17 protein-coding genes are annotated in these 23,075 nt (G+C 36.7%); 11 read left to right on the top strand and 6 right to left on the bottom strand.

From position 1 onward, the window contains the following. Nucleotides 1-74: 74 nt before the first annotated feature. The 4 genes from FVA72_RS02360 to FVA72_RS02375 all read right to left on the bottom strand — a co-directional run bounded on the left by FVA72_RS02360 (nt 75) and on the right by FVA72_RS02375 (nt 3,791). Complete coding sequence (locus FVA72_RS02360) at nt 75-1,220, bottom strand: DUF4056 domain-containing protein (RefSeq protein ID WP_110592516.1); 1,146 nt, start codon at nt 1,218-1,220, stop codon at nt 75-77. Continuing rightward, a complete protein-coding gene (locus FVA72_RS02365) occupies nt 1,220-2,365 on the bottom strand; it encodes a BamA/TamA family outer membrane protein (protein WP_137018871.1) in 1,146 nt (381 codons plus the stop codon). The genes FVA72_RS02360 and FVA72_RS02365 overlap by 1 nt, the downstream gene beginning before the upstream one ends. Beyond that, nucleotides 2,365-3,384 (bottom strand): hypothetical protein, encoded by a 1,020-nt coding sequence (locus FVA72_RS02370; RefSeq protein ID WP_110592514.1) that lies wholly within the window; start codon nt 3,382-3,384, stop codon nt 2,365-2,367. Before FVA72_RS02370 ends, FVA72_RS02365 begins: the two co-directional genes overlap by 1 nt. Nucleotides 3,385-3,608: 224 nt before the next feature. Then, nucleotides 3,609-3,791 carry a hypothetical protein gene (locus tag FVA72_RS02375; RefSeq protein ID WP_004261179.1) on the bottom strand — a complete coding sequence of 61 codons (183 nt, stop codon included), beginning with the start codon at nt 3,789-3,791 and terminating at the stop codon, nt 3,609-3,611. A 252-nt stretch (nt 3,792-4,043) separates the two neighbouring features. On the opposite strand from FVA72_RS02375, the gene FVA72_RS02380 reads away from it, so the two are divergent. The 5 genes from FVA72_RS02380 (at nt 4,044) to FVA72_RS02400 (ending at nt 11,022) form a co-directional block, all read left to right on the top strand. Beyond that, nucleotides 4,044-5,501 carry a DUF4026 domain-containing protein gene (locus FVA72_RS02380; RefSeq protein WP_137018874.1) on the top strand — a complete coding sequence of 486 codons (1,458 nt, stop codon included), beginning with the start codon at nt 4,044-4,046 and terminating at the stop codon, nt 5,499-5,501. 270 nt (nt 5,502-5,771) lie between these two features. Next, complete coding sequence (locus FVA72_RS02385) at nt 5,772-6,230, top strand: regulatory protein RecX (protein WP_004261175.1); 459 nt, start codon at nt 5,772-5,774, stop codon at nt 6,228-6,230. Between the two features lie 261 nt (nt 6,231-6,491). Then, complete coding sequence (locus tag FVA72_RS02390; protein ID WP_110592629.1) at nt 6,492-7,910, top strand: carbohydrate porin; 1,419 nt, start codon at nt 6,492-6,494, stop codon at nt 7,908-7,910. A 217-nt stretch (nt 7,911-8,127) separates the two neighbouring features. Continuing rightward, nucleotides 8,128-9,486: an anaerobic C4-dicarboxylate transporter DcuC gene (gene dcuC, locus FVA72_RS02395; RefSeq protein WP_110592512.1), complete on the top strand. Its 1,359-nt coding sequence runs from the start codon at nt 8,128-8,130 to the stop codon at nt 9,484-9,486. Between the two features lie 276 nt (nt 9,487-9,762). Beyond that, a complete protein-coding gene (locus FVA72_RS02400) occupies nt 9,763-11,022 on the top strand; it encodes an aromatic amino acid transport family protein (protein ID WP_004261167.1) in 1,260 nt (419 codons plus the stop codon). A gap of 122 nt (nt 11,023-11,144) precedes the next feature. Here the strand turns inward: FVA72_RS02400 and FVA72_RS02405 are convergent, their stop codons facing one another. Continuing rightward, entirely contained in the window at nt 11,145-12,629 is a 1,485-nt protein-coding gene (locus FVA72_RS02405; RefSeq protein ID WP_004261164.1) for a sulfatase family protein, read from the bottom strand. 257 nt (nt 12,630-12,886) lie between these two features. Here FVA72_RS02405 and FVA72_RS02410 point away from each other — a divergent pair, with 257 nt between their 5' ends. From FVA72_RS02410 to deoD, 4 genes are all read left to right on the top strand, one after another. Then, entirely contained in the window at nt 12,887-14,290 is a 1,404-nt protein-coding gene (locus FVA72_RS02410; protein WP_110592511.1) for an IS1/IS1595 family N-terminal zinc-binding domain-containing protein, read from the top strand. A gap of 155 nt (nt 14,291-14,445) precedes the next feature. Then, complete coding sequence (locus tag FVA72_RS02415) at nt 14,446-16,002, top strand: bifunctional metallophosphatase/5'-nucleotidase (RefSeq protein WP_110592510.1); 1,557 nt, start codon at nt 14,446-14,448, stop codon at nt 16,000-16,002. A gap of 90 nt (nt 16,003-16,092) precedes the next feature. Then, the gene (gene tsgA / locus FVA72_RS02420; RefSeq protein WP_110592509.1) at nt 16,093-17,307 is read left to right on the top strand and encodes an MFS transporter TsgA; all 1,215 of its coding nucleotides are present in this window, start codon (nt 16,093-16,095) and stop codon (nt 17,305-17,307) included. Between the two features lie 211 nt (nt 17,308-17,518). Beyond that, nucleotides 17,519-18,292, top strand: coding sequence for a purine-nucleoside phosphorylase (gene deoD / locus FVA72_RS02425; protein ID WP_110592508.1), 774 nt, complete (start codon nt 17,519-17,521; stop codon nt 18,290-18,292). 50 nt (nt 18,293-18,342) lie between these two features. On the opposite strand, the gene FVA72_RS02430 is transcribed toward deoD, so the two are convergent. Then, nucleotides 18,343-19,551, bottom strand: a complete 1,209-nt coding sequence (locus FVA72_RS02430; protein WP_110592628.1) for an anaerobic sulfatase maturase — start codon at nt 19,549-19,551, stop codon at nt 18,343-18,345. A 318-nt stretch (nt 19,552-19,869) separates the two neighbouring features. Between FVA72_RS02430 and FVA72_RS02435 the strand changes: the two genes are divergently transcribed. Beyond that, complete coding sequence (locus FVA72_RS02435; RefSeq protein ID WP_004261143.1) at nt 19,870-21,099, top strand: OprD family outer membrane porin; 1,230 nt, start codon at nt 19,870-19,872, stop codon at nt 21,097-21,099. Nucleotides 21,100-21,433: 334 nt separating this feature from the next. Next, nucleotides 21,434-22,708: a bifunctional O-acetylhomoserine aminocarboxypropyltransferase/cysteine synthase gene (locus FVA72_RS02440; protein ID WP_096864568.1), complete on the top strand. Its 1,275-nt coding sequence runs from the start codon at nt 21,434-21,436 to the stop codon at nt 22,706-22,708. Nucleotides 22,709-23,075: the final 367 nt, after the last annotated feature.

Consider the following 23,075-nt stretch of genomic DNA (forward strand, 5'->3'; position numbering starts at 1 on the left):
CTTAAATTTTAAGCGCAACAATGTCAGGATAAAGTCCTATAGGGTGAGTCATATGGATATCACAAATAGTCCCTTTAAGGTTTTAAAATTTGTTGCAGTAAATCTTGTTGCTTCGCATCTTCCGCCAGCTGTGGAAAATCTGCCACCGTCCAATAAGAGGTCGGTTTGGGGAGCTGTTTCATATTTCCAGTAGGGAGCAAACGCAGTTGTGCGAGTAATGACAAATCATATTTGAGATAGCGGTCAGGCAACGTTAAAAATAAGCCTTCAGATGGCATAATTTGTGGGGGCATCAGAGGATAACGTTGGTCACTTGTTTGGTAATCTCTTGTTAAAACAAGAAATTTCTCTGGTACTCTACGGTAACTGTTCCACCATAAACCATCAACGCTATCAAATATTTTTCGCGTGGTTTTTCTATCTTTGCTACCGAGTTGGTGAAGGGCCAGTGGAAGAATATTTTCCATTGATTGAGAGTAAGTGGCTAAAGAGCCTGCTCGGCCTTGTAGTATCAAAGTTAAGGCGAGACGGGAACCAAGTAAATTTGAGTACAGGTCTTCAGGGGAAAATGCGGAAACCCCTTCAGAAAACCCCGGTACAGATTGATAGCCATACCACTGTGCAATTTCATGCCATACCGCGAGTTGGAAAGCCAATTTTGCGGCTAAGTAGGCGCTTAGTGTATAGCGCTGTTTGGCGGATTTCGGCGGTTCAAATGCACTGAAATGTATTTGTCTATCCGCTAATTCTTCACTCAGTGACAACGACCATTGTTGGCCTAGACGTGGGTAAATTTGGCTAAATAAGTAAAAAGTATAATCTGCAGTATCTCTGACATGGGAAATATCAATAAACCCGCTTTTATCCGTATAGAGTAAGCCTATTTTTTCATTACTGAGCCCCATTAATGCCGCAGAGGCACCTAAAAAGCTGTCATTATAATGATGTTCTCCTAGGCTATCTGCTTCAACGATATTATCGATAGTGTAAAACGGGACAGGTAATCCCCATAGCTCAGCTTGCAAGTTGTAGCCAAAGGCGCAGCAAGCGCGCAAACCTTGTGGTGGGGCTAAGGAAGCAATAATAGGCCAATTTTGTGAGGCTTCTTCAAAAGTATAGGGGGTAATGACAGGCTCAATAACGGGCAAGTCCAGTTTGTCATGACTTTGGCAAGCGGCTAATAAAAGCCCAATCCCCATTGCCAGAACCCATTTGAACATTAAAACGCCTCCCCAACTTGAAAATATACCCCTGTACTGTTGCGGCCAACACCGAAATCCAAGCGAACATTCATTCTTGGTTTAAATTCAAAACGATAGCCTACGCCAACAGTGGGCAACCAATGCCCTTGGCCTAATTCAGATGCAGCATCACTCATGGTTCCTGTTCCTAGCCAACCCACAACGCCATGACGCCAATCGAGTTTATGGCGAAGTTCAATTTGGCTGGTGAATATATTGTTATCACGATAGCGGCCTTCGTAATACCCGCGCATACGGTTACCATTACCGAGTAATGATAGCTGGTTCCACGGTACATTTCCGGTTGAAAACCTCGCATAGTTGTCGAATGCAATAACAGTCTCTTCGGCTAAGGCATGGTAATAGGCATATTGTAATTGGGTGGTTTGGAAACGTGTATCGCTACCGAGGGTAGGCGCAAAATAAGTATAGATGGCCTCAAAAGCTTGCCCATGATAGGCATTGGGCAGAAAATCTCGTGTGTCATAACTGTAGTATGCACTGACGCCTGAATTTAACACCGAACGACCCCCAATTGAATTGGAGAAATACTGTTTGGCGCCATTATCAGGATCACTGGCATTGATTGATGAAAAGTTCCAACCAAGACCAATATAAGTCGAATTGGCTAATTGATATAAGACTCTTGGGGTTATTTGGAATTCTTGGGAATGGTACTTTTCTTTATTGTGATCGTTTTTCCCTGCAGAATATCCCTTACCCCAGTAATAAGTGGGAATATTGTTAATGGTGCCGGAAACAAATAACCGCCACTGGTCGTTATCAATAAAATTATAATTGGTAAAATTTAAGCCAAACGCGCCTGTAGACGACGCAAAACCGCTTAAGCCAATAGAAGACGGCTGGGTTTGTTTATCTTCTTTATCTATTCGATATAAACCAACCAGCGCAGTACCAATACCAACGCCCATTTCGGGGGTATAAAATGGCCCCGGTAATACGCCCCAATCGACAGTTTTACTTTCATCAAAGCTATTTTTTCCACCGAGATCGTTTAACCAGCCATCGATTTGCTGGCGATCAGGGAGTAAATCAGCTTTAGCGGGAAAAATAATAAAAAGGCTGAGCAAGGCCAGCCTTTGGATAATTGCCGAATGCCACATTAAAAACGGAATTCCCCAGAAATATAAAAACTATTTCGGTTATTAAAACCGACTTCTGTTAACACATTAAAGTTTCTAGTGAGTTCGACACGGGCACCGACAGTATTATTCCATTTATGGGCAAGATGCTGTTTAACATCGAATTTTGCATCGTCTGGCGCTAATGCCATCAACCCACTCAATTCAGGCGGTAAATCTAGTTTATTAATATCACCTTTGAATCGTTGGGTAATATCTTGATACATGGCTCCAGTCCAAATTTGTAGCTTTGTATTACCTTGACCAGGGATTAAAGGTTCAAAGATAAATTCATAACCAACCCGAGGAGTTACAACAAAAGCAGTAATGTCACCGTCTAAGATATCAAGGCTTGTTCTGGTATAGTTAAAATCTAATGTACTAAAGAATTGGTTATACCCACCAGCGAAGGTAACACCACCACCATACGTTTTTCCTTTATAGTCTAATTCAAAAGGTAGATTTTTACCGATATCAATTATATTTTCTTTGCCAAAAATTTTGACCCGAGCTTTTACACTATCAAGATTTGTGGTTGATGTTCCTTTGGTTTTTCCATAAACGCCATATACGTTCATAAATGGAAAGACCCAAGTATCGAGTTTTAACATATGTGATTCATTCTTACTGCGTGTATGTCCTGTTTTAATCATTAAGTCATCATTTAAATCGAATTTAACAAAAGGAATATTTACGCCCTTTTCTGATTTAAAGGCTATTTTGTCAACTTTTATATCTTGACGTAGGTTCATATATCCGTAGCCGATCCCAAAAGGTTCCGGTAAATCATACCCTCGAGCGCGGGCTTCATCGCCCCAAATCGGCAGTACTCGTGACTCTGTGGTAGAAGAACGAGTAATGCCGCCTTCGCTGTTACTTTGTGGGACTCCAGACTCACTTACAGAGACCGAAAATAACGGACGATCACTATCGGCAAAGCTCACAGACATGCTCATAATAGAAGAAAGAATCAGTGCAGTACTGAATTGAATGCGTTTCATAAAATTGGCTCAATCTTTAGATAATAGAGAGGTGTAGTTAGGTATATCTATAATAGTTGGAATTTTAACATTGATAATTTTTTTATCGATAGCGCTTAATGCTTTTTTATGAAGATCTAAAACTAGATACCTGTATGTTAATTATTTATTTAAGATTATCATTTTTCATACCTAAAATAGCTGCCGATGCAAGAAATAACATCGGCACGATAGGGCTGAAAATACTACTTTTTGTTTTGTTGATGAAACTTAACACGCTCATGAAAATAGGCTTTTAAATGGTCTTCCATTTGGTGAATCTTTTGTTCTAAGGCGTTGACCAGCACTTCATCGCTATTCATATCGAAAACGCGCTGCATCGCCAGTTCATCAACATATTCTTTTTGTGCCTTGGTTAAATCAGCCATATTTGAATTACCTTTATTGAAATAGAACTTTTGCTTTATCAATTTAAAGCAAATTAAAGAAAGTGCATTATTGTGCCTCAGTCAATACAGTATGAAAAGTAGAATAACTGATTGTCGAATAATGATTATTTATTAACTTAGTTGCAATACGAAGGATCAAATCACAATCTCTGTTTGTTAAGAATAATCACAATATTCTTAATGAATATAAGCTGATATCCTCGCCAGAGTCACTTATTAATAGGTCTGAAAATGAATAATAAACAACACTACCTTGATACCACAGCAGGTGAGGGTGAAAAAGAAGCATCAATGATGGTTGCTATCCCTGGTTCTGAGCTGACGTCTTTATTATTAGAGCAGCGTTTAGAAGAGCAAACTTATTTCACCGATGGTGAAATAGACTACATTCCTGAGGATGGCGGCTTTTTCTTTAGCTGTAAAAAAGATGAAGAAGAATTACGTTTTTATATCTCTTTAGTGGATAGCGACCCTGAATATACCATCAATCCTTATTTTGCCACTGATCCAATCAGCCCTGAGCTGTATGCAGAGGCCAGTGCTGCTCCTCAAGCAGTGATTGTTGAATGTTTATTTCAAGGGCAGCCATTAGCTAATTACCTTCAGCAGCTGAAAATTATTCAAATATTAGTGCCAGATTTATTACTAGGCTTGGATATTTCTGCCGCAGGGAAAGTGTTTACTCGTGAGTGGCTTAATTTCCAACTAATTGATGATTTGATGCCAAGCATTGATTCTTTGTATGTTGTTCATGCTATTTATGATCAAGAAGACAACGAAGACAAGCCGGAAGAAGAGCGTGCTCCGACCATGTATTGGTTCCATACTCACGGTTTGGCACGTTGTGGTTTATCGGAAGCAGAAATTATTATACCGCACCCGATTGCTTCTTATTATGGTATTCCCGAACTATTTTGGAGCTTCGTGAATAACAGTATTACTCACGGAAAAATCGTGTTTAATGAACCTATTTTTATTGGTCAAACCCAAGCAGGCTATGAGTATTTAGTTGCAGTACCGTTTGAAGAAGGGCTGTTGCATGTGGGTAAATCAACGCCAATTGATGATTTGAAGCCACTTGAAGAGATGAATTTCGAGTTTGGTGATGCGTCATCAGAGCGTTTCATGGGGGATTGGCATGATCGAGACGAATCTCATCAGCACCCATCCGCGATGTTGTTTCGTGTGACACAAGAAAACCCGGTATTAGAAAGTTTCTTTGAAGGCTTTGAAGATCAAAACGCGATGATGTTTATGCGTACCGATGAAGAAACCGCTGATATGTCCCGTAAAGCCAAATTACGTTGGGAATATTTTACCCATATGTTAGATAACTACGGGCCAAAGCCGGTCGCTCAGAAGAAAGGATTTTTTGCCAAATTCCTCGGTAAAAACGAAGAAGCTGAAGATTCGGAATGGCGCTTTTTAGTGAAATGCGGTATTGGTTACCATGATGCAGAAGAAGATTTCGATGGTCATGAACATATGTGGTTTGAACCTGTTTCTTGGAATGGAGACAAGTTTGAAGGGCGTTTAATTAACCATCCTTTTTATGTGAAAAATATGCAAGAAGGGGTAGTTTATCCATTAACGCGCGACGATATTACGGATTGGACAATTTATTTCCAAGACGGCAGTTATACCCCTGATACGATATATAAATTGTTAAGTGGCGCTCAAGTTCACTAACTTGTCATACTCGTCATACTTCAAGCTGTATGGGTGTTGACTGCGCTCAGCCAGCCGAATCACATACTTATGTATGCTCATCGGTCTGTCTTCGTTTGTCGCCTACATGCAACTTGAATTATTTAGAGTATATACGCGTCACGATTCAAACCGCATGGGTGTTGACTGAGCTCCGCCAGCCGAATCACATACTTATTCAAGCTAGAGTACAAAGGTTTATGTTAGACTGGGCGCGCAATGCGCCCAATTTAATGATGAAAATTTAACGCCATGAATGAATCCGAGCTTTACCAATATGCCTTGTTTATGCTTTCCCGCCGTGATTATGGGAAAGCAGAGCTATTTGCTCGTATGAAACGGCGTATGTATGAAAAAAATGAAGGTATTATTGATGAGCCTTTAATTGAATTGGTGCTTGAAAGGCTAAGTGAGCAACATTTTCTTGATGACGACCGTGTCGCGGGGTTATTAATGCAAGGTTATCTCCGTAAAGGGTATGGACCATTGCGGATAAAACAAGAAATGCGGCAGAAAGGTTTCACTGAAACGGTTGTGGAAAAGCATTTTGCTACTCTAGATGTAGATTGGTTTGAAAAGGCCGCATTGGTTCGTAGTAAAAAATTCGGTGATGACCTTCCTCATGATTTCAAGGAAAAAAGCAAACAAATTAGATACTTACAGTATCGTGGCTTTTTTGGCGATATGATTTATGAGTTATTCAATGGTTAGTTTCCATATTATTAATTTATAAAATCACTTACTTTTCAACTGGTTGAAATAAAATCTGAACATAGTTTTTGACGTTGTTTATTTTAGATTAATCAGTGAATTGTGAGTTCGATCTTTCTTTTATCAATTTCATGTTAACGTTAACATATCTTTAATTATATACTGTGTTCATGTTCTGGGCTGCTCACTTCACGATAAATCAAAAAAGAGAAGAAAGCGCTAGCAATGATGTTTATTGGTTTAATTCAAATAGGTATTAATATGAAGATGTTACCGTTATCTGCGATTGCAGCGGCTTTTGTCATCCTATTCCCTTTGGTGGGGGATGCTCAAACGGATTTAAGTCGTATTGAGGCAAGGCTGGAGGCGTTAGAGAAAAGAGCTGAGTTGGCAGAACGACGTGCCGAAGCTGCTGAACAGAAAGCAGAAAAGCTCGAACGAGTGATGAATATGCATGAAACTACCAAACAACACATATCAACCGTTGTTAAGGAGCCTATTTCCAATACAAATGTACCAAGGGAGAGTGAAGAAAAACCAACATCTGGGATCCAATACCACAATGATTACGGTGAACTTAAGCTTTATGGCGATGTTGAGTTCAATATGGATGGGGCGAGTCGTCAGGGACAAATTACATCTGTCAGAACGGCTCTTGGGAAAAACAACCAACCAAATAAGAGTGATAATTGGGATATTAATGGACGGATTTTGATTGGGGTAGATGGTAATCATTTGAAAGATAATGGAAATTATGCAGGGTTTTCTGTGCAGCCGCTTGCGGATATGACAGGAAAAATGAACCTTGATGATGCCGCTTTTTATTTCGGGCAAAAGGATCGCTGGCAAGTAAAGCTCGGCCGTTACGAAGCTTATGACATGTTCCCATTAGGACAAGATACGTTTGTACAGTATTCAGGCAATACGGCGAATGATTTGTACAGTGATGGGTTCGGTTATATTTATATGATGAAAGAAGGGCGGGGGCGTTCAGGTGATGGTGGTAGTGTTCAACTTTCCCATTCATTAGATGATTGGTATTTTGAAATTAACGCATTGGTTGAAGATGGTACCGCTTTATTCGATGATTCTAATTACCATGGTTATCAGCTAGATAATAAGAAAAATGTTATTTATTTAAGGCCTGTGGTGGCTTGGCAGCCGAATGATTTTAAAGTGGCTATTGCGATGGAATCCCAAGTTATCAACAATGCCTATGGGGATAACGTTGATGGTCATTGGAAGGATATGTCCAAACGTAATGGATATGGTATGACTTTAGGATGGAATAGCGTAGAAAAAGACTCAGATAATGGCGTGCAGCTAACATTCAGTACTGCATACCTAGATGCAATAGCAGAAACAGATTTATCGTTAGGTGGCTATGCTTTGTGGCGTCGCGCTCAACTAGGTTATATCTATGCGCATAATAATATTAAAGATTTTAATGCAGTAAATATTTCGACAGACCCTAATTCAGTGTTGAATAACATCCCAGGTAAATATGATGTTCATACTTTATATGCTTCTTATGAGTTACCTCAAATTTTAGCTATAGATAATTACAAAATTTATCTTGGTGCTTATTACTCTAAAATTAATGCAGATAACCCTAATTTGATTAGTCATCATGATGATGAACGCTATGGTGTTCGTGCTCGCTTCAAATATTTTTTCTAGTCTAAGTTAGGCCGTTCTTCCTATGTGTTGTTAATAAATAGGAAGATCGGCTGCAAAATAACTATCAAAAAGATTTTTTATTTATTTCTCTTGTGTTTTAACGCATTTCTATATTAAAAATCATCTGCTGACATGATCATTGTCAGTGAATTTTGCTTAATGATTAGGCAGAGTAATTTTTTTTATAATTACAAAATAAGACAGGCAGGAGAAATAAATGATTGAGCTCTTAATCGGCGTTATTGTCGCCATTGGAGTTGGGCGTTATATCATAAAAGGGTATTCCGCAACGGGTGTGTTAATGACAGGAGGGATTTTACTTCTAATCATTACCGCTATTATGGGCAAAAGTATTTTACCAGGTTCTGTTCCAGCGACGGGGTGGCGTGTAACAGATATTCTGGAATACATAAAATTCCTATTAATGAGCCGAGGTGGCGACCTTGGTATGATGATCATGGTGTTATGTGGGTTTGCATCTTATATGACTCACATTGGGGCGAATGATGTTGTGGTGAAAATCGCTTCTAAGCCATTAAAAATGATCAACTCACCTTATTTGTTGATGGTTGCTGCTTATATTGTGGCATGTTTGATGTCACTGGCGGTATCTTCTGCGACAGGCCTCGGTGTATTACTGATGGCGACATTATTCCCTGTAATGGTGAATGTCGGGATCAGCCGAGGTGCAGCAGCAGCAATCTGTGCATCGCCAGCGGCAATTATTTTAGCGCCGACATCTGGTGATGTTATCTTAGCGGCAAAAGCGGCCGAAATGCCATTAATCGACTTTGCATTTAAAACGACCTTACCGATTTCTATCGCGGCAATTGTGGCAATGTCAATCGCTCACTTCTTTTGGCAGCGTTACCTCGACAGAAAAGAAAATGTCACGACTGAAATGTTAGATGTGAATGAAATTAAAACCCATGCTCCTGCTTTCTACGCTATTTTACCTTTTACGCCAATTATCGGTGTTTTAGTGTTTGATGGTAAATGGGCGCCTGAATTGCATATTGTTACCATTATTGTTGGCTGTATTATTTTGGCTGCAATCATTGAATTCATCCGTAGCTTCAGCGCTAAACATGTCTATAGTGGCTTAGAAGTTTGCTACAAAGGTATGGCAGAAGCATTTGCAACGGTCGTTATGTTATTAGTGGCGGCTGGGGTATTTGCTCAAGGTTTAAGTACCATTGGCTTTATTAAAGGGCTCATTGACCTTGCACAGTCATTCGGTTCTGGCGCAATTGTGATGATGATTGCACTGGTGGTGATTACGATGTTAGCTGCGATGACCACAGGTTCAGGGAATGCACCGTTCTATGCATTTGTTGAACTAATTCCTCATTTAGCAAAACAAATGGGGGTCAATCCTGCTTACTTAGTGATACCAATGCTACAAGCCTCTAACTTAGGGCGGACTTTATCGCCGGTATCAGGGGTTGTCGTGGCCGTATCTGGTATGGCAAAAATCTCTCCGTTCGAAGTCGTGAAAAGAACGTCAATCCCAGTATTAGTTGGATTGGTTGTGGTTGTAATTGCGACAGAAATATTAGTGCCTATATATCTATAACATTTCAGTTTCTCAGGTAAAAAAAATGGCTGAGCGAATAACTCAGCCATTCCTCGAATTAAAAATTAAATACTTTATATCTAAAATTTACTCTTTTAATTGATTGCGAAATTATTTTTTTACAGAATAATTACGTGGTGTTTGTTCTTTTACGTTATTAACGAGATCTACCCCAAAAAGTTGAAAGAAATAGAGTAATTAAATTAGGTACTGTTGCCCATTTAATGCAAAATCTGCACATCTTATTTTAATAACGTTAATGATGAAGAACACAAGATGAGCACAATTGAAAAAGCAGTAGTTACAGAAGATAAACCTGTCAGTAAGTGGACTTATAAGGATTTTACTTGGGTACTTTCTTTATTTGGTACCGCCGTGGGGGCAGGCGTTTTATTCCTACCAATTAAAGCTGGTGCTGGGGGGTTTTGGCCATTAGTAGTATTAGCAATAATTGCAACGCCAATGATTTGGTTGGCTCATAAAGGGTTAGCTCGCTTTGTCTTATCCTCAAAAAATCCAAATGCCGATATTACCGATACGGTAGAAGAGCATTTTGGTAAAGTAGGCGCAAATATTATTACATTTGCCTATTTCTTTGCTATTTACCCTATCGTATTGATTTACGGTGTCGGTATCACGAATACTGTTGATTCGTTCTTAGTAAATCAATTAGGAATAGACCCACTACCACGATGGTTATTGTCTGGAGTATTGATTGCTGCAATGACTGCTGGTGTGGTATTTGGTCGCGACCTTATGTTAAAGCTCACCTCCCTAATGGTTTATCCTTTGGTATTCATTTTGTTAGCTTTATCATTGTATCTAATCCCTGAGTGGAATATGTCCATGCTAGAGGTGGCTCCTGATTGGAGTGCAATGCCTGTGATTGTTTGGATGGCGATCCCACTTATCGTATTCTCATTTAACCATAGCCCAATCATCAGCCAATTTACTAAAGACCAACGTCAGCAGTTTGGTGATAATGCAGTGGTAAAAACGGATATGATTACTGGTGGTGCAGCATTGATGCTGACTGGTTTCGTGATGTTTTTCGTTTTCTCTGTGGTGTTATCACTAAGCCCAGCAGAGCTTGCCGTTGCGAAAGAACAAAATATCAGTGTGTTATCACATATTGCGAATATCAACCCATCGCCAATCCTATCTTATTTAGGGCCTATTGTTGCTTTCGCTGCGATTGTATCAAGTTACTTTGGTCACTTCTTAGGCGCTCACGAAGGTTTGGTTGGGTTAATTAAATCTCGCTCTTCTTTCTCTGTGAAGAAAATTCAAACGGCATCCATGTTATTTATTGTGATAACAACCTGGATTGTGACTATTCGTAACCCAAGTATTTTAGGCATGATTGAAACGATGGGGGCACCAATGATTGCCGCTATCCTATTCATTCTACCTGTTGTTTCGATGAATATTGTTCCTGCAATGAAGAAATTTAGCACTTCAAAACTGGCACAAATCTTTACTTTTATCTGTGGATTAGCGTCTATTACTTCGGTTATTTATGGTGCATTTTTATAATGACTAAGTGATTCGTTAAGGGCTCTCACTCTATTTGTTGAGTGAGAGCCCCTTGTTGTTTAATTACTGTATATTTAATTAATCTTATTAAAGAATACTACTAACATGTTAAAGCCATCAATTTAGTAGTTATCAGGACGACCAAACCCAGGGTCGCTATAAGTTGGGTAGGTATCGAAAATATTGCCATTTCCTGTTGCTCTTGGATCGCCATGCTCTTTTAAAGTTGTCATCAATTGAGTATCTAGCTGTTCAAGAACGTCTGCATATTCTTTATTCTGAGCTAAATTATTGAGCTGATCTGGGTCCTTTAGAATATCATATAACTCAACATTAGGTCGTTTACCTGTCGCCAAGGTATAAAAAGGTTCTATTTCTTTCTTATCTTTTTCGGTAATGATGAATGCTTTTGTTGGGCTGGCATCAATATTAGCATAGCCGCTATAAACTTTATTGGCATATTCCTTAAATGTAACGTCGTCCTTGCCTGGTTTTCCTGCTGGCCAGCGGTTAGGTTCAAAGTTTTTGATATATAAATATTGATGAGTACGTAATGCACGAATAGGATAAGTTTCTAGTGGAACCTCTCCACCATCCATGTGCCTTTCCATAGCAGTAATAACCGATTCACGATGTGGCTGGTCATATTGCAAGGTTGGAAGCAGGCTTTTCCCAACCATTGATGATGGCGGATTAACTCCTGCTGCTTCTAAAAAGGTAGGAGCTAGATCGGTTAAGGATACAAGTGAGTCATTTGTACGTGATGGTTTGATGACATTATTCCACATAATGGCAAGTGGAACGTGTGTTCCTGCATCATATAGGGTTGCTTTCGCCCTTGGGAATGCCCAACCATTATCACCAGTAATAACAACAACGGTATTATCTAAAAGACCTTCTTTTTCAAGTTTATTAAGAATATCACCACAATTCTTATCAAATATCTGAGCTGCATCGATATAATCCGCGATGTCATCACGTACTATCTGGTTATCTGGTAAATAGTTAGGAACACCATCATCTTTAACTTTTATTCCTTTTTTAACTCCTTCTCCCGTTGTAAAAGGGCGATGAGGTTCAGGGCTACCGTACCAAAAACAGAATGGTGTATCTTTTGGTCGCTCAGCCATAAACGTATCAAAGTTTTTATATCGAGCGCCGGCTGGGTTTTGACTTCTTCCTCCTGGCTCAGTTTTACCAGGTGCCCAGCCTTTACCAGAGAAACCTACATAATAACCATTGTCCTTTAAGATATCGGTATATGTTAATAATTTTGAGGATAATGTACCTGCGAGATTAGCTCCTTGTTCTAGTTGGTAAATAGGTTTACCCGTTAAAATAGATCCCCGTGAGGCTGTGCATGTGGGGGCAGCGGTGAATGCATTAGGAAAATTAACTCCTGAGCGTTTAATTCGTTCAAAAGTTGGAAGGTTTAAACCAAGCTTATCAACGGCTTCGGAATTCTGCCAACTCCAATCATCTGCGATGAGAAAAAGAATATTTGGTCGAGGTCTAGCTGTAGCTGCAAAAACATTAGTGTTTGTTATTGCAAGTACAGATAAAGCCATCAACCCTTCACAAAGTGTTCTACGAGTGACATCTACCATTTTACAATCCTCATATACTTTACATTATCCCTTAAGGTAAATTAATACTGCTGATTTGATTTATATACTTATAAATAAAGAAAATATAATCTTTCTATTTGATATAGATTGGTATAGATTCATGAATATAATTACAAGTTAATTATGTATAGTAAAAATAATTAATTTGTAATTATAATATGTAATATAGTTCACATTTATTGTTCATGATCTATCAATAATAATATAAACTATCAAAATATGTTGGTGGGGGTAAAATGTTACCAAAGATTGATGTAAATGTATGTAAATCAGAGGATTGTAAGAATTTTGCACTAGTTGATTGCGCTGATTACGTTAAACCATCATTCAAACTTGGTTATAGAGCCATATATTGTCCTAAATGTGGCGGTAATAGTTATCTAATTAATAACGATGACTTAAAAAAAATATTTTATCCATATTGGTCTTTCTATATGAAAAATATAGAAAAAACTTGTCCAAGCTGCTATTCAACTGAAAATATAAAATATGGAACAACAGCAATTGGTACTGTTAGGTATCAATGTAAGAATTGTAATAATGTTTATTCATTAAAAAATCTAAACAAATTTGATGATGTTGATAACAAACTCATAGAAAGCTTATTAAAAAACACCAAGGTTAGTACTATTTTTAAAGAGTTAAAAATTACACCGGCATCTTTTTATCGAAGATTAGAAAATATAAATGAAATATTAGATATATTATGTAGGAAAGTTGAAAAATATAAAATAAAAAATAAACTTTCATCAATAGAGACAAGTTTATTTAATTTAAATTGTAGGGTTGAAAATAAAACGGGACTATCTAATAATTTACACTGTATAGTTAGTTGCTGTTCTAAAACAGGTTATGTATTGTCTATTACGACAAATTGGAATGATCAAGAGTTATCACTAGAAAGTATTTATAAATCACAAAATATCCCAGCGGAATCTATTAATTTATTAGAAGAAAATACAATAGAAAAAATATATAAGAAATATGAATCATTTCATAAGCGTCATAGCTTTGATCATATCCACTATACGAGTGATAATGTGTCAAAACATGTTATAGAGCCTGTTGTTGCTGGCCATAGTCATTTTAAAACATTAGAGATATTGTTAGCACCGAATGTAAAACATCACTTTATTCATCATGAGTTTTATATTCGAGGAGCAGTATTAACAGCTTATGGGAATGCAATTAGAAATGAGAAATGTGATGTTTTCTATGTTATTTCTAATGAAAATAGAGATGGCATTCAATATAAACATACTGGAAGCTATAAAGTTGGATGGTGGAAGAATATTTGGCATGAATATAAAGATATTAATGGGGAAGGGTATAAATATATTTGTAATTTGACTAGTTCTAAAAACAATCAACCCTATGAGTATCTAAAGTTAAACCCATCATTAAAATATTCTGAAGAATTTATAAAAACGTTCTTGTATTTCTTCCCAAGTAAAAGAATAAATTCACTATCACCAAAAATTTTAGTTAAAATTCTTTCTTTATTTAGTAAATATTATAATTACTGCTGTATTCCTCCAAATGAAACACTAACAGCTGCTCAGCGTATAGGAGTGGCAAAACAACAGTATGACTTAAGTATGATATTGAATGTAGACTTGTATTCTGATAGCGAAGAGTAAAATATAGAGATATACCAACATAAATTGATAGTATTTTTCTGTTGATGATGAAATCAGTGGTTAAACGTGACTAAAATCACATATGTTCCAGTACGATTATTATTAACTACAGTCATCAAAAATGATGGCAATATATTTATTCTGGAGCAATTGTTATGAATAAAAAGTTATTAGTTTTACCCATAATTATAGGTTCGCTATTAGGTAGTACTCTTTCATATGCAAAAGATATTACTATCTATCATACTAATGATTTACATGCTCATGTTTCACCATTTAAAGTTCCTTATATTAGTAAAGATAGACAAGTAGGCGGGTTTGCTAATATAGCTAGTGTAGTTAAAGATGCTAAAAATAAAGAACAAGGTGTTTTTTTCTTTGATGCAGGTGACTATTTTACAGGGCCATATATTAGTACGTTAACAAATGGTGAAGCTGTAGTTGATATTATGAATGAAATGTCATTCGACGCAGTTTCAATTGGTAACCATGAATTTGATCATGGTGTTCCTAATATGTTAACTCAATTAAATAAGGCTAAATTTCCTGTTTTATTAGGAAATGTTTTTTATGAGAATTCAGAGAAACCTGTCTGGGATAAACCGTGGACTATTATAGAAAAAGATGGTGTTAAACTAGGTGTTATTGGCTTACACGGAAAATTTGCTTTTTACGACACAGTGAATAAAGATAAAAGAGAAGGTGTAGAAGCTAGAGACGAAGTCGAGTATTTACAAAAATATATTAATGAGCTGAAAGATAAAGTTGATATTACAGTATTACTGGTACATGAAGGCGTCCCTGCTCGTCAATCAAGTTTCGGTGCGACTGATGTATCTAGAATGCTACAAAAAGATATTGACCTAGCTAAACAAGTCGATGGTATCGATGTTTTAATTACAGGCCATGCTCATGTAGGGACACCAGAGCCCATTAAAGTAAATGATACCTTAATTGTTTCAACAGATTCTTATGGCATTAACTTAGGTAAGTTAGTGTTAGACGTTGATGATAATACAAATAAGATCAAAGGATATAAAGGGCAACTAATTAATATGTTCGCAGATGAACATACGCCAGACCCTGCAACTCAAAAGAAAATTGATGATTGGACTAAAAAGCTAGAAACAATCACGCTAGAAAAAATTGGAAATGCGAACGTCGAATTAACACGTGCTTATGGTGAATCATCTTTATTGGGTAACTTAATTACAGATGCTTTCTTGCAAACAGATTCACGCGCGAAAATTGCTTTTGTTAATAGCGGTGGTATTCGAAGCGAAATAGAAAAAGGTAATATTACTCTTGGTGATGTAATCAGTATGTTCCCATTCCCTGATGAACTTACTTACATGGAAATCAGTGGAAAAGATCTTCGTTCATTAATGAACCATGCCGCAAACTTGACAAATGGCGTATTACAAGTCTCTTCAGGCTTAGAAATGAAATATGACAGTAAGAAAAATCCAGACAGTCGAGTCGTTTCATTAAAATTAAATGGTAAAGATATTAATGATAACGAATATTATCCAATTGTTGTTAATTCTTTCTTAGCAACAGGTGGCGATGGTTTTGAAGCATTTAATAACGGTAAAAATACTAAAACAATCCCAGGTATCAGTGCTGCTGATGCGGTAATTGAATTTATTAAAAAGCAACCAAATCAAAATCCAAAATTAGATTTACGTATTAGTGATGTAGCAAGTAAGTAATATATATAAAATAATGCCGATTAACTTCGGCATTATTATTAAATCTAACACTTAAATATATTTAAAATATAAATTCCTTCTGAGGGAAATATGAATAAATCAAATGTCCAGAGGCTATTTGCTATAAGCTGTCTGTCTTATTCATTCACTGGTGCATTAATTATAGTAACAGGAATGGTAATGGGTGATATTGCACAGTACTTTGGAGTGCCAATCACTAGTATGAGTAATACATTTACATTTCTAAATACAGGTATATTAGTTGCTATATTTCTTAATGTTTGGTTAATGGAAGTATTTGCAATTAAAAAACAACTAATATTTGGCTCTATTTTAATATTGTTATCTATAACGGGGCTTTTCTTTGGAAAATCCTTAATTATATTTTCTATTTGTATGTTTATTTTAGGTACCGTCAGTGGAATCACGATGTCTATTGGGACATTTTTGATCACTCAGTTATATGAAGGTAGACAGCGTGGTGCACGTTTATTATTCACCGATTCGTTTTTTAGTATGGCAGGAACGATATTCCCTGTTATTGCTGCTACGATATTGACTCGCCATTTAGGCTGGTACTGGGTATATGGGTGTATCGCATTAATTTATCTAGGAATAATGTCACTAACATTGCTCTCTGATTTTCCTGCCATTGGTAAAAAAGTTAATGCAGAAGAATCGTCTAAAAATGGAAGTAATGTATCAGTAAAGGTAACCTCTGAAAAATGGGGACTGAATGTTGTATTACTTTCCGCTGCTGCTGTTTGCTATATATTGGGACAGTTGGCTTTTATTCAATGGATACCTGAGTATACAACTAAAGACCTAGGAATGGATATCAGTGAAGCTGGCGTACTAGTGAGTTATTTTTGGACATCTTATATGATCGGTATGTGGGTGTTTAGTTTTGTTATCAAGTTTTTTGATTTACAAAGAGTCCTTGTATTTCTTGCGGCTTTAGCGACTATCGCAATGTATATATTTATTCACAGTGAACAAGTCAATCTATTACAATATATCATTTTTGGATTAGGTTTTGTTTCTAGTGCAATTTATCCAACTATTATTACTTTAGGTTCACAACAAACGAGTGTGTCATCGCCTAAATTAGTTAATTTTATTTTAACTTGTGGAACAGTTGGTACAATGTTAACTTTTGTCGTAACTGGTCCAGTGGTTGAGCACTTTGGTGTTCAGGCCGCATTAATTACAGCTAATATTTTATATTTTACTGTTTTTGCTTGTTGTTTCTTACTTGGTTTCTTTACTAAACATAGAGTATTAAATTTAAGTCAGTCACACTAATAATGATAATTTATTTAAGATATGGTTCATTGTTTATAATAAAACAGGGAGAGATGGAGTTATTTTAAAATAACTTTCTATCTACCGCGTAATTAATAAATACCTCTGATTTATCTATAATGTTTATTTTCAATAGTCTTTTTATATTTGTTTTGAAATAAGCAGGGGTATTTCAAATGAAATTAATAAAAGTTTTTATTCGGAGATTATAATGGCAACGCCTCATATCAATGCGGAACTCGGTGATTTTTCTGATGTAGTTATCATGCCAGGAGATCCATTGCGAGCTAAATATATAGCAACTAAATTTCTTGAAGAAGCTAAAGAAGTTAATAATGTAAGAGGAATGCTTGCTTATACAGGAAATTATCGCGGACGGAAAGTCTCTGTAATGGGGCATGGAATGGGTATTCCATCATGCTCTATTTATGCAAAAGAACTGATCACCGATTTCGGTGTTAAGAAAATTATACGTGTAGGTTCATGTGGTGCAGTGCGGCAAGATGTTAAGTTACGTGATGTAGTTATTGGGCTGGGTGCTTGTACTGATTCTAAAGTTAATAGAATGCGTTTCAAAGGGCATGATTATGCTGCAATTGCTGACTTCAATATGGTTTGTAGTGCTGTGCAAGCTGCAAGTGAGCATGGAATTTCTACTCAGGTTGGCAATTTATTTTCTGCAGATTTATTTTATACACCTGAACCGGATATGTTCGATATTATGGAAAAATACGGTATTTTAGGTGTCGAAATGGAGGCCGCGGGAATTTATGCTGTTGCTGCGGAATATGGAGCTAGAGCATTGACCATTTGTACGGTTTCTGACCATATACGAACTAATGAAAAATTATCAGCTGAAGAACGTCAAACTACGTTTGATGATATGATCAAAATTGCTATGGAGTCAGTACTGATTTGTGACGAGAAAACACCCTCATCCCGTAAAGGTTTTTCGTTAAATAGAGTTTTATTTCAAATTGAATAATGATAACTCAAACATGCTTAGGGCAGAAATTGCTCTAAGCATATTCGTTATTATAGGATCATTAAAGGTGTTATTTGTCTGATTTCTTGAATAGAGTGACCTTGTTGTAATAGCGCAGCTAAGGTCTTCATTGGGGGAATTGAATGCTTGAAAATACTTTTATATCCTTCACATAAATAATTATGCGCTTTTCCATTTATGGAATTAATTCTTAGTTTTGGGCATCCGCCTTGACAAACGAATCGGTAGTCACATTCTAAACATACTTTAGAAAAGTCACTTTTACTCATTCCAAAATTTTTTTGTTTTTTACTATAAACTAAGTCAGTGAGGTTATCAGTCAATATATTACCAAGTTTATATTCTGGATATACAAAGTGATCGCAACTATAGATATCACCATTTTGCTCGATAACTAAACTTAACCCACATGTTGCACGCATTACGCACATGCCAGGACTCTGTCCCATAACTGCTGCTAAGGTGTTCTCAAAAATCTGTACAAAAACACTGCCAATATCATTTTTGAACCAATAGTCAAAAATACTATTAATAAATGAAGCGTAAAGAGGGCCTGTTACAGACCATGGAGTGACATAAGCAAGAGTTTCAAGATTGGGACTAATTAGTTCACCTTGAAATACCCCCTGAGGTCGACGATCTACAGATGGGATAAACTGCAGATAATTCGCTTTCACTTCTTGTGTTAAATATTTATAGACTTCAAGCGGGTATTTGGCGGTATATTCATTTACTACGATCAATACATTAAATTCTACATTATATTTTTGTAAAATTCTCACTGCATTAACAACTTTATCATGAGTTGATTTCCCTGCATGAGTTTTTCTGTATCTGTCGTGGATGTGTTTAGTGCCATCAAGGGATATACCCACTAAAAAATTATTTTTTGAAAGAAATTCTCCCCAATTGTCATCAATCAAAATGCCATTAGTTTGTAGTGTATTGGTTATCTTTTTCCCGTTAGCATATTTTTTTTGTAGTGAAAGTGCTTTTTGATAAAAATCGATACCAGCCATTGTAGGTTCACCACCCTGCCATGCAAACTCAACTAATTGAGTTGGGTTTTGTATTATATATTTTTTTATGTAGTTCTCTAATACATCATCACTCATGAATCGAGAAGGCGTTTTTTGGCTTAATGTCCCACTATCTTTGCCTTGATAGAAACAGTAGACACAATCAATATTACAAGTATAGCTTGTTGGTTTGGCCATTAGGTGAAAAGCAGGTTTCATGCTCAAAATCTCAGTAAAAGAACAAAAGGTCATAGTCAAATTTTTCCAAAGAAAAATATGAGATCTTCGTCACATTGACAATGTATTTAGTATATAACATTTTGGGTGTTATCAGTTTATGTTGTTTCAATAAAATAAGTTTTACCCACACCAACATATAATGATAGTGGTTAATGAAATTTAAATTATGATTTTATTTTTTGTGATGCTCTTCAACTAATATTAAGAGACTGTAAATAAAATTATAGCGATGAGTTAGTTAATTTTTAGGCTTTATATGAAATATTTTAATAATAAAAAATACAGTTGGAGGTTTTAGTGAATAATAGAATTGGTTTTGCTATCCCTATTTTATCATTATTAATTTTGAGTCAGAATGCATTTTCTAGTAATGAGTCAAATGGATTTATTGACGGAGCTAAAGGTAATTTATTATTACGCAATTATTTCATTAATAAAAATTATGTTGGTGATTCAGCAGTTAAAAACTATTCTAGAGAATGGACTCAAAATTTCATATTAGAAATTAAGTCAGGTTATACACCAGGAGTCATTGGATTTGGGGTTGATGGGCTAGGGTTATTATCGGTAAAACTTGACGGAGGTAGAGGTACTACTGGTACAGGGCTTTTACCTGATGATTCACCGCATTCTTATGGTTATGTTGGAGCTACTGCGAAATCAAAATTTTCTAAATCAGAATTAAGATATGGAGACTTAAGACCTAGAAACCCGATGGTAATTGCGACAGATACTCGTTCTTTACCTCAGGTTTTTCGTGGACTAGATTTTTCTAGTAAAGAAATTGATGGCTTAGAATTACAATTTTCTGTACTCCAAAAAGGAAAGTCGAGAGTTTCAGAAGATATGGAAACACTAACATATAATAAAATCAAAGGTGGTGATTTTTATTATGGTGGTGGTAAGTATGTATACAGTAAAGATACATCATTTTCCCTTTGGAGTAGTAAATTCGAAGATATCTATCAGCAAAACTATGTAAATTTGACTCAGTTCTATAATATAGACAATGTAAGATTGGGGGCAGATTTAAATTATTGGTGGGGTAAGGATACAGGCAGTTCAAAAGCAGGGAAACTTGATAATAAAACATTCAGTTCTGCACTTACAGCTCAGTATGGCGGTAATAAATTAATTTTCGGTTATCAACACTTAGAGGGCAGTTCTAAATGGATGCGTTTAGATGGTGCTGGTGGTGGCTTTCTAAGCAATGACTCGTTGAGTAATAGTTTTGATTCGCCGAAGGAACGTTCTTACCAAATCAGACATGAATATGATTTCACTCATGTGGGTGTTCCAGGGTTGAAAATAATGAATCGATATACTAAAGGGACTAATATTCATAATAAGTTTACGGATAATGGTCGCGAGTGGGTCCGTGAAACAGAACTATACTATACTTTCCAGACAGGCGCTTTAAAAAAACTTTCTGTGAGTTATAAAAATATTACGTTAAGACAAACTCATGGCACAAGAAATGAAAATGAAAACAGAATAACATTTAATTATCCATTAGGATTATTTTGATGTTATACCGTTTCTGTTATAGGTAATGACTGATTGGTTTCGCATGATTAATTAGGAATAATATATTATTTAATGAGATTTTTAGTGTCAACTTTGAATTTTATTATTATAGAAACTATTCATTAGATTAAATATAGAAGGGCTCTAGTTTGATTTATGACTCATGATCCCTTCTTTATCTCTTTTCTGTATCACATGAAATAATTTCAAGTAGATCGGGTTGTCTGTAATACGATCTGGGGTAATATCTATTGTTATCATAGAAAAAATATAACGACGTAATAATTACGTCCTTTGGCCATATTTTTCTGATGTGCCATAACAAGGATAACTAATGAAATTAGAAACATTATCGATTCACGCCGGTTACTCTCCTGACCCTACCACTAAGTCCGTTGCCGTGCCAATCTACCAAACCACCTCTTATGCTTTTGACGATACTCAGCATGGTGCTGACCTCTTCGATTTAAAAGTCGCGGGTAATATTTACACTCGTATCATGAACCCGACTAACGATGTTTTAGAGCAACGAGTTGCAGCGCTTGAAGGCGGTGTCGCTGGCTTGGCCGTTGCTTCTGGTATGGCGGCAATTACTTATGCGATTCAAACTATCGCACAAGCTGGAGACAACATTGTTTCTGTAGCTAAATTATACGGTGGAACCTATAATTTATTTGCCCATGCTCTGCCGCGTTTAGGAATTGAAACACGTTTTGCGGAGCATGACGATCTCGCCGCATTTGATGCGCTTATTGATGATAAGACGCGGGCTATTTTTTGTGAGTCAATTTCAAATCCAGCGGGCTTTATTGTTGATATTGCGGCGCTCGCTGAAGTTGCACACCGCCATGGTATTCCTTTGATTGTCGATAATACGGTGGCGACACCTTATTTATGCCGTCCATTTGAACATGGGGCAGATATCGTCGTTCATTCATTGACAAAATATATTGGTGGTCACGGTACATCACTTGGCGGAATGGTTATTGATTCAGGTAAGTTTCCATGGACAAAATACCCGAATCGCTTTTCGTTATTGATAGAGCCGGATGTGGCATACCATGGTGTCAGTTATACCGAACATTTTGGTGCAGCGGCCTTTATTGCTCGTTGCCGTGTTGCGCCATTGCGCGGAACGGGGGCTGCATTATCACCGTTTAACGCATTCTTGATTTTACAAGGTTTAGAAACCCTCGCGCTAAGAATGGATAGACATACCGAAAATGCGCTAAAAGTTGCGAACTACCTGGAAAATCATCCACAAGTAGAGTGGGTGAAATATGCAGGGCTACCGAGTAACCCTGAACATGGCTTAGCGCAAAAGTATATGAACGGCAAGCCAGCAAGTATTATGTCGTTTGGTATTAAAGGTGGCCAAGAAGCAGGGGCACGCTTTATTGATGCCTTGAAACTGATTGTGCGGTTGGTAAATATTGGTGATGCTAAATCACTAGCCTGCCACCCTGCATCAACGACACATCGTCAACTTAATGATGCAGAGTTAGCGCAGGCAGGAGTTTCTCGGGATATGATCCGCTTATCAATTGGCATAGAACATATTGATGATATTTTAGCAGACCTTGAACAGGCGTTAGCTGCTGCCAAATAGTTTTACTTTGTATGAATAACAACCGGTTATGGTGAATACCCTGACCGGTTTTTGTTTATAAACTGCCGTACACTTTTTTGTATTAATGACTAATATTAAGAACGAATTAAATTTTCACCTTATTTTTAAATACTGAACTATTCTTTAAACACTCAGTCTTATTATTTGATTCTTATCTATTTTTGTACATGAATTGTAGTATTCATTTATTGATTGTTTATATACAGCGACCTTTCTACCAACTAACGTTCGATTTGTTTAAATGGGGTTTAATTGGCATAACGATAATAGCTAAATAAAAGAGCGTGTTTGCTCAAACGAAATAAATAAAATGATTAAATATCAATAAAAAAAATGGTTGAGATGA

The organism is Providencia sp. PROV061 (genome assembly GCF_011045655.1).
GTDB lineage: Bacteria > Pseudomonadota > Gammaproteobacteria > Enterobacterales > Enterobacteriaceae > Providencia > Providencia hangzhouensis.

What these genes read in the sequence shown, in the direction of transcription:
- FVA72_RS02385 (WP_004261175.1), top strand. Translation starts at nt 5,772, where the DNA reads ATGAATGAATCCGAGCTTTACCAATATGCCTTGTTTATGCTTTCCCGC.
- FVA72_RS02400 (WP_004261167.1), top strand. Translation starts at nt 9,763, where the DNA reads ATGAGCACAATTGAAAAAGCAGTAGTTACAGAAGATAAACCTGTCAGT.
- FVA72_RS02375 (WP_004261179.1), bottom strand. Translation starts at nt 3,791, where the DNA reads ATGGCTGATTTAACCAAGGCACAAAAAGAATATGTTGATGAACTGGCG.
- FVA72_RS02440 (WP_096864568.1), top strand. Translation starts at nt 21,434, where the DNA reads ATGAAATTAGAAACATTATCGATTCACGCCGGTTACTCTCCTGACCCT.
- dcuC (WP_110592512.1), top strand. Translation starts at nt 8,128, where the DNA reads ATGATTGAGCTCTTAATCGGCGTTATTGTCGCCATTGGAGTTGGGCGT.
- FVA72_RS02410 (WP_110592511.1), top strand. Translation starts at nt 12,887, where the DNA reads ATGTTACCAAAGATTGATGTAAATGTATGTAAATCAGAGGATTGTAAG.
- FVA72_RS02370 (WP_110592514.1), bottom strand. Translation starts at nt 3,384, where the DNA reads ATGAAACGCATTCAATTCAGTACTGCACTGATTCTTTCTTCTATTATG.
- tsgA (WP_110592509.1), top strand. Translation starts at nt 16,093, where the DNA reads ATGAATAAATCAAATGTCCAGAGGCTATTTGCTATAAGCTGTCTGTCT.
- FVA72_RS02415 (WP_110592510.1), top strand. Translation starts at nt 14,446, where the DNA reads ATGAATAAAAAGTTATTAGTTTTACCCATAATTATAGGTTCGCTATTA.
- FVA72_RS02360 (WP_110592516.1), bottom strand. Translation starts at nt 1,220, where the DNA reads ATGTTCAAATGGGTTCTGGCAATGGGGATTGGGCTTTTATTAGCCGCT.
- FVA72_RS02430 (WP_110592628.1), bottom strand. Translation starts at nt 19,551, where the DNA reads ATGAAACCTGCTTTTCACCTAATGGCCAAACCAACAAGCTATACTTGT.
- FVA72_RS02390 (WP_110592629.1), top strand. Translation starts at nt 6,492, where the DNA reads ATGAAGATGTTACCGTTATCTGCGATTGCAGCGGCTTTTGTCATCCTA.
- FVA72_RS02405 (WP_004261164.1), bottom strand. Translation starts at nt 12,629, where the DNA reads ATGGTAGATGTCACTCGTAGAACACTTTGTGAAGGGTTGATGGCTTTA.
- FVA72_RS02365 (WP_137018871.1), bottom strand. Translation starts at nt 2,365, where the DNA reads ATGTGGCATTCGGCAATTATCCAAAGGCTGGCCTTGCTCAGCCTTTTT.
- deoD (WP_110592508.1), top strand. Translation starts at nt 17,519, where the DNA reads ATGGCAACGCCTCATATCAATGCGGAACTCGGTGATTTTTCTGATGTA.
- FVA72_RS02380 (WP_137018874.1), top strand. Translation starts at nt 4,044, where the DNA reads ATGAATAATAAACAACACTACCTTGATACCACAGCAGGTGAGGGTGAA.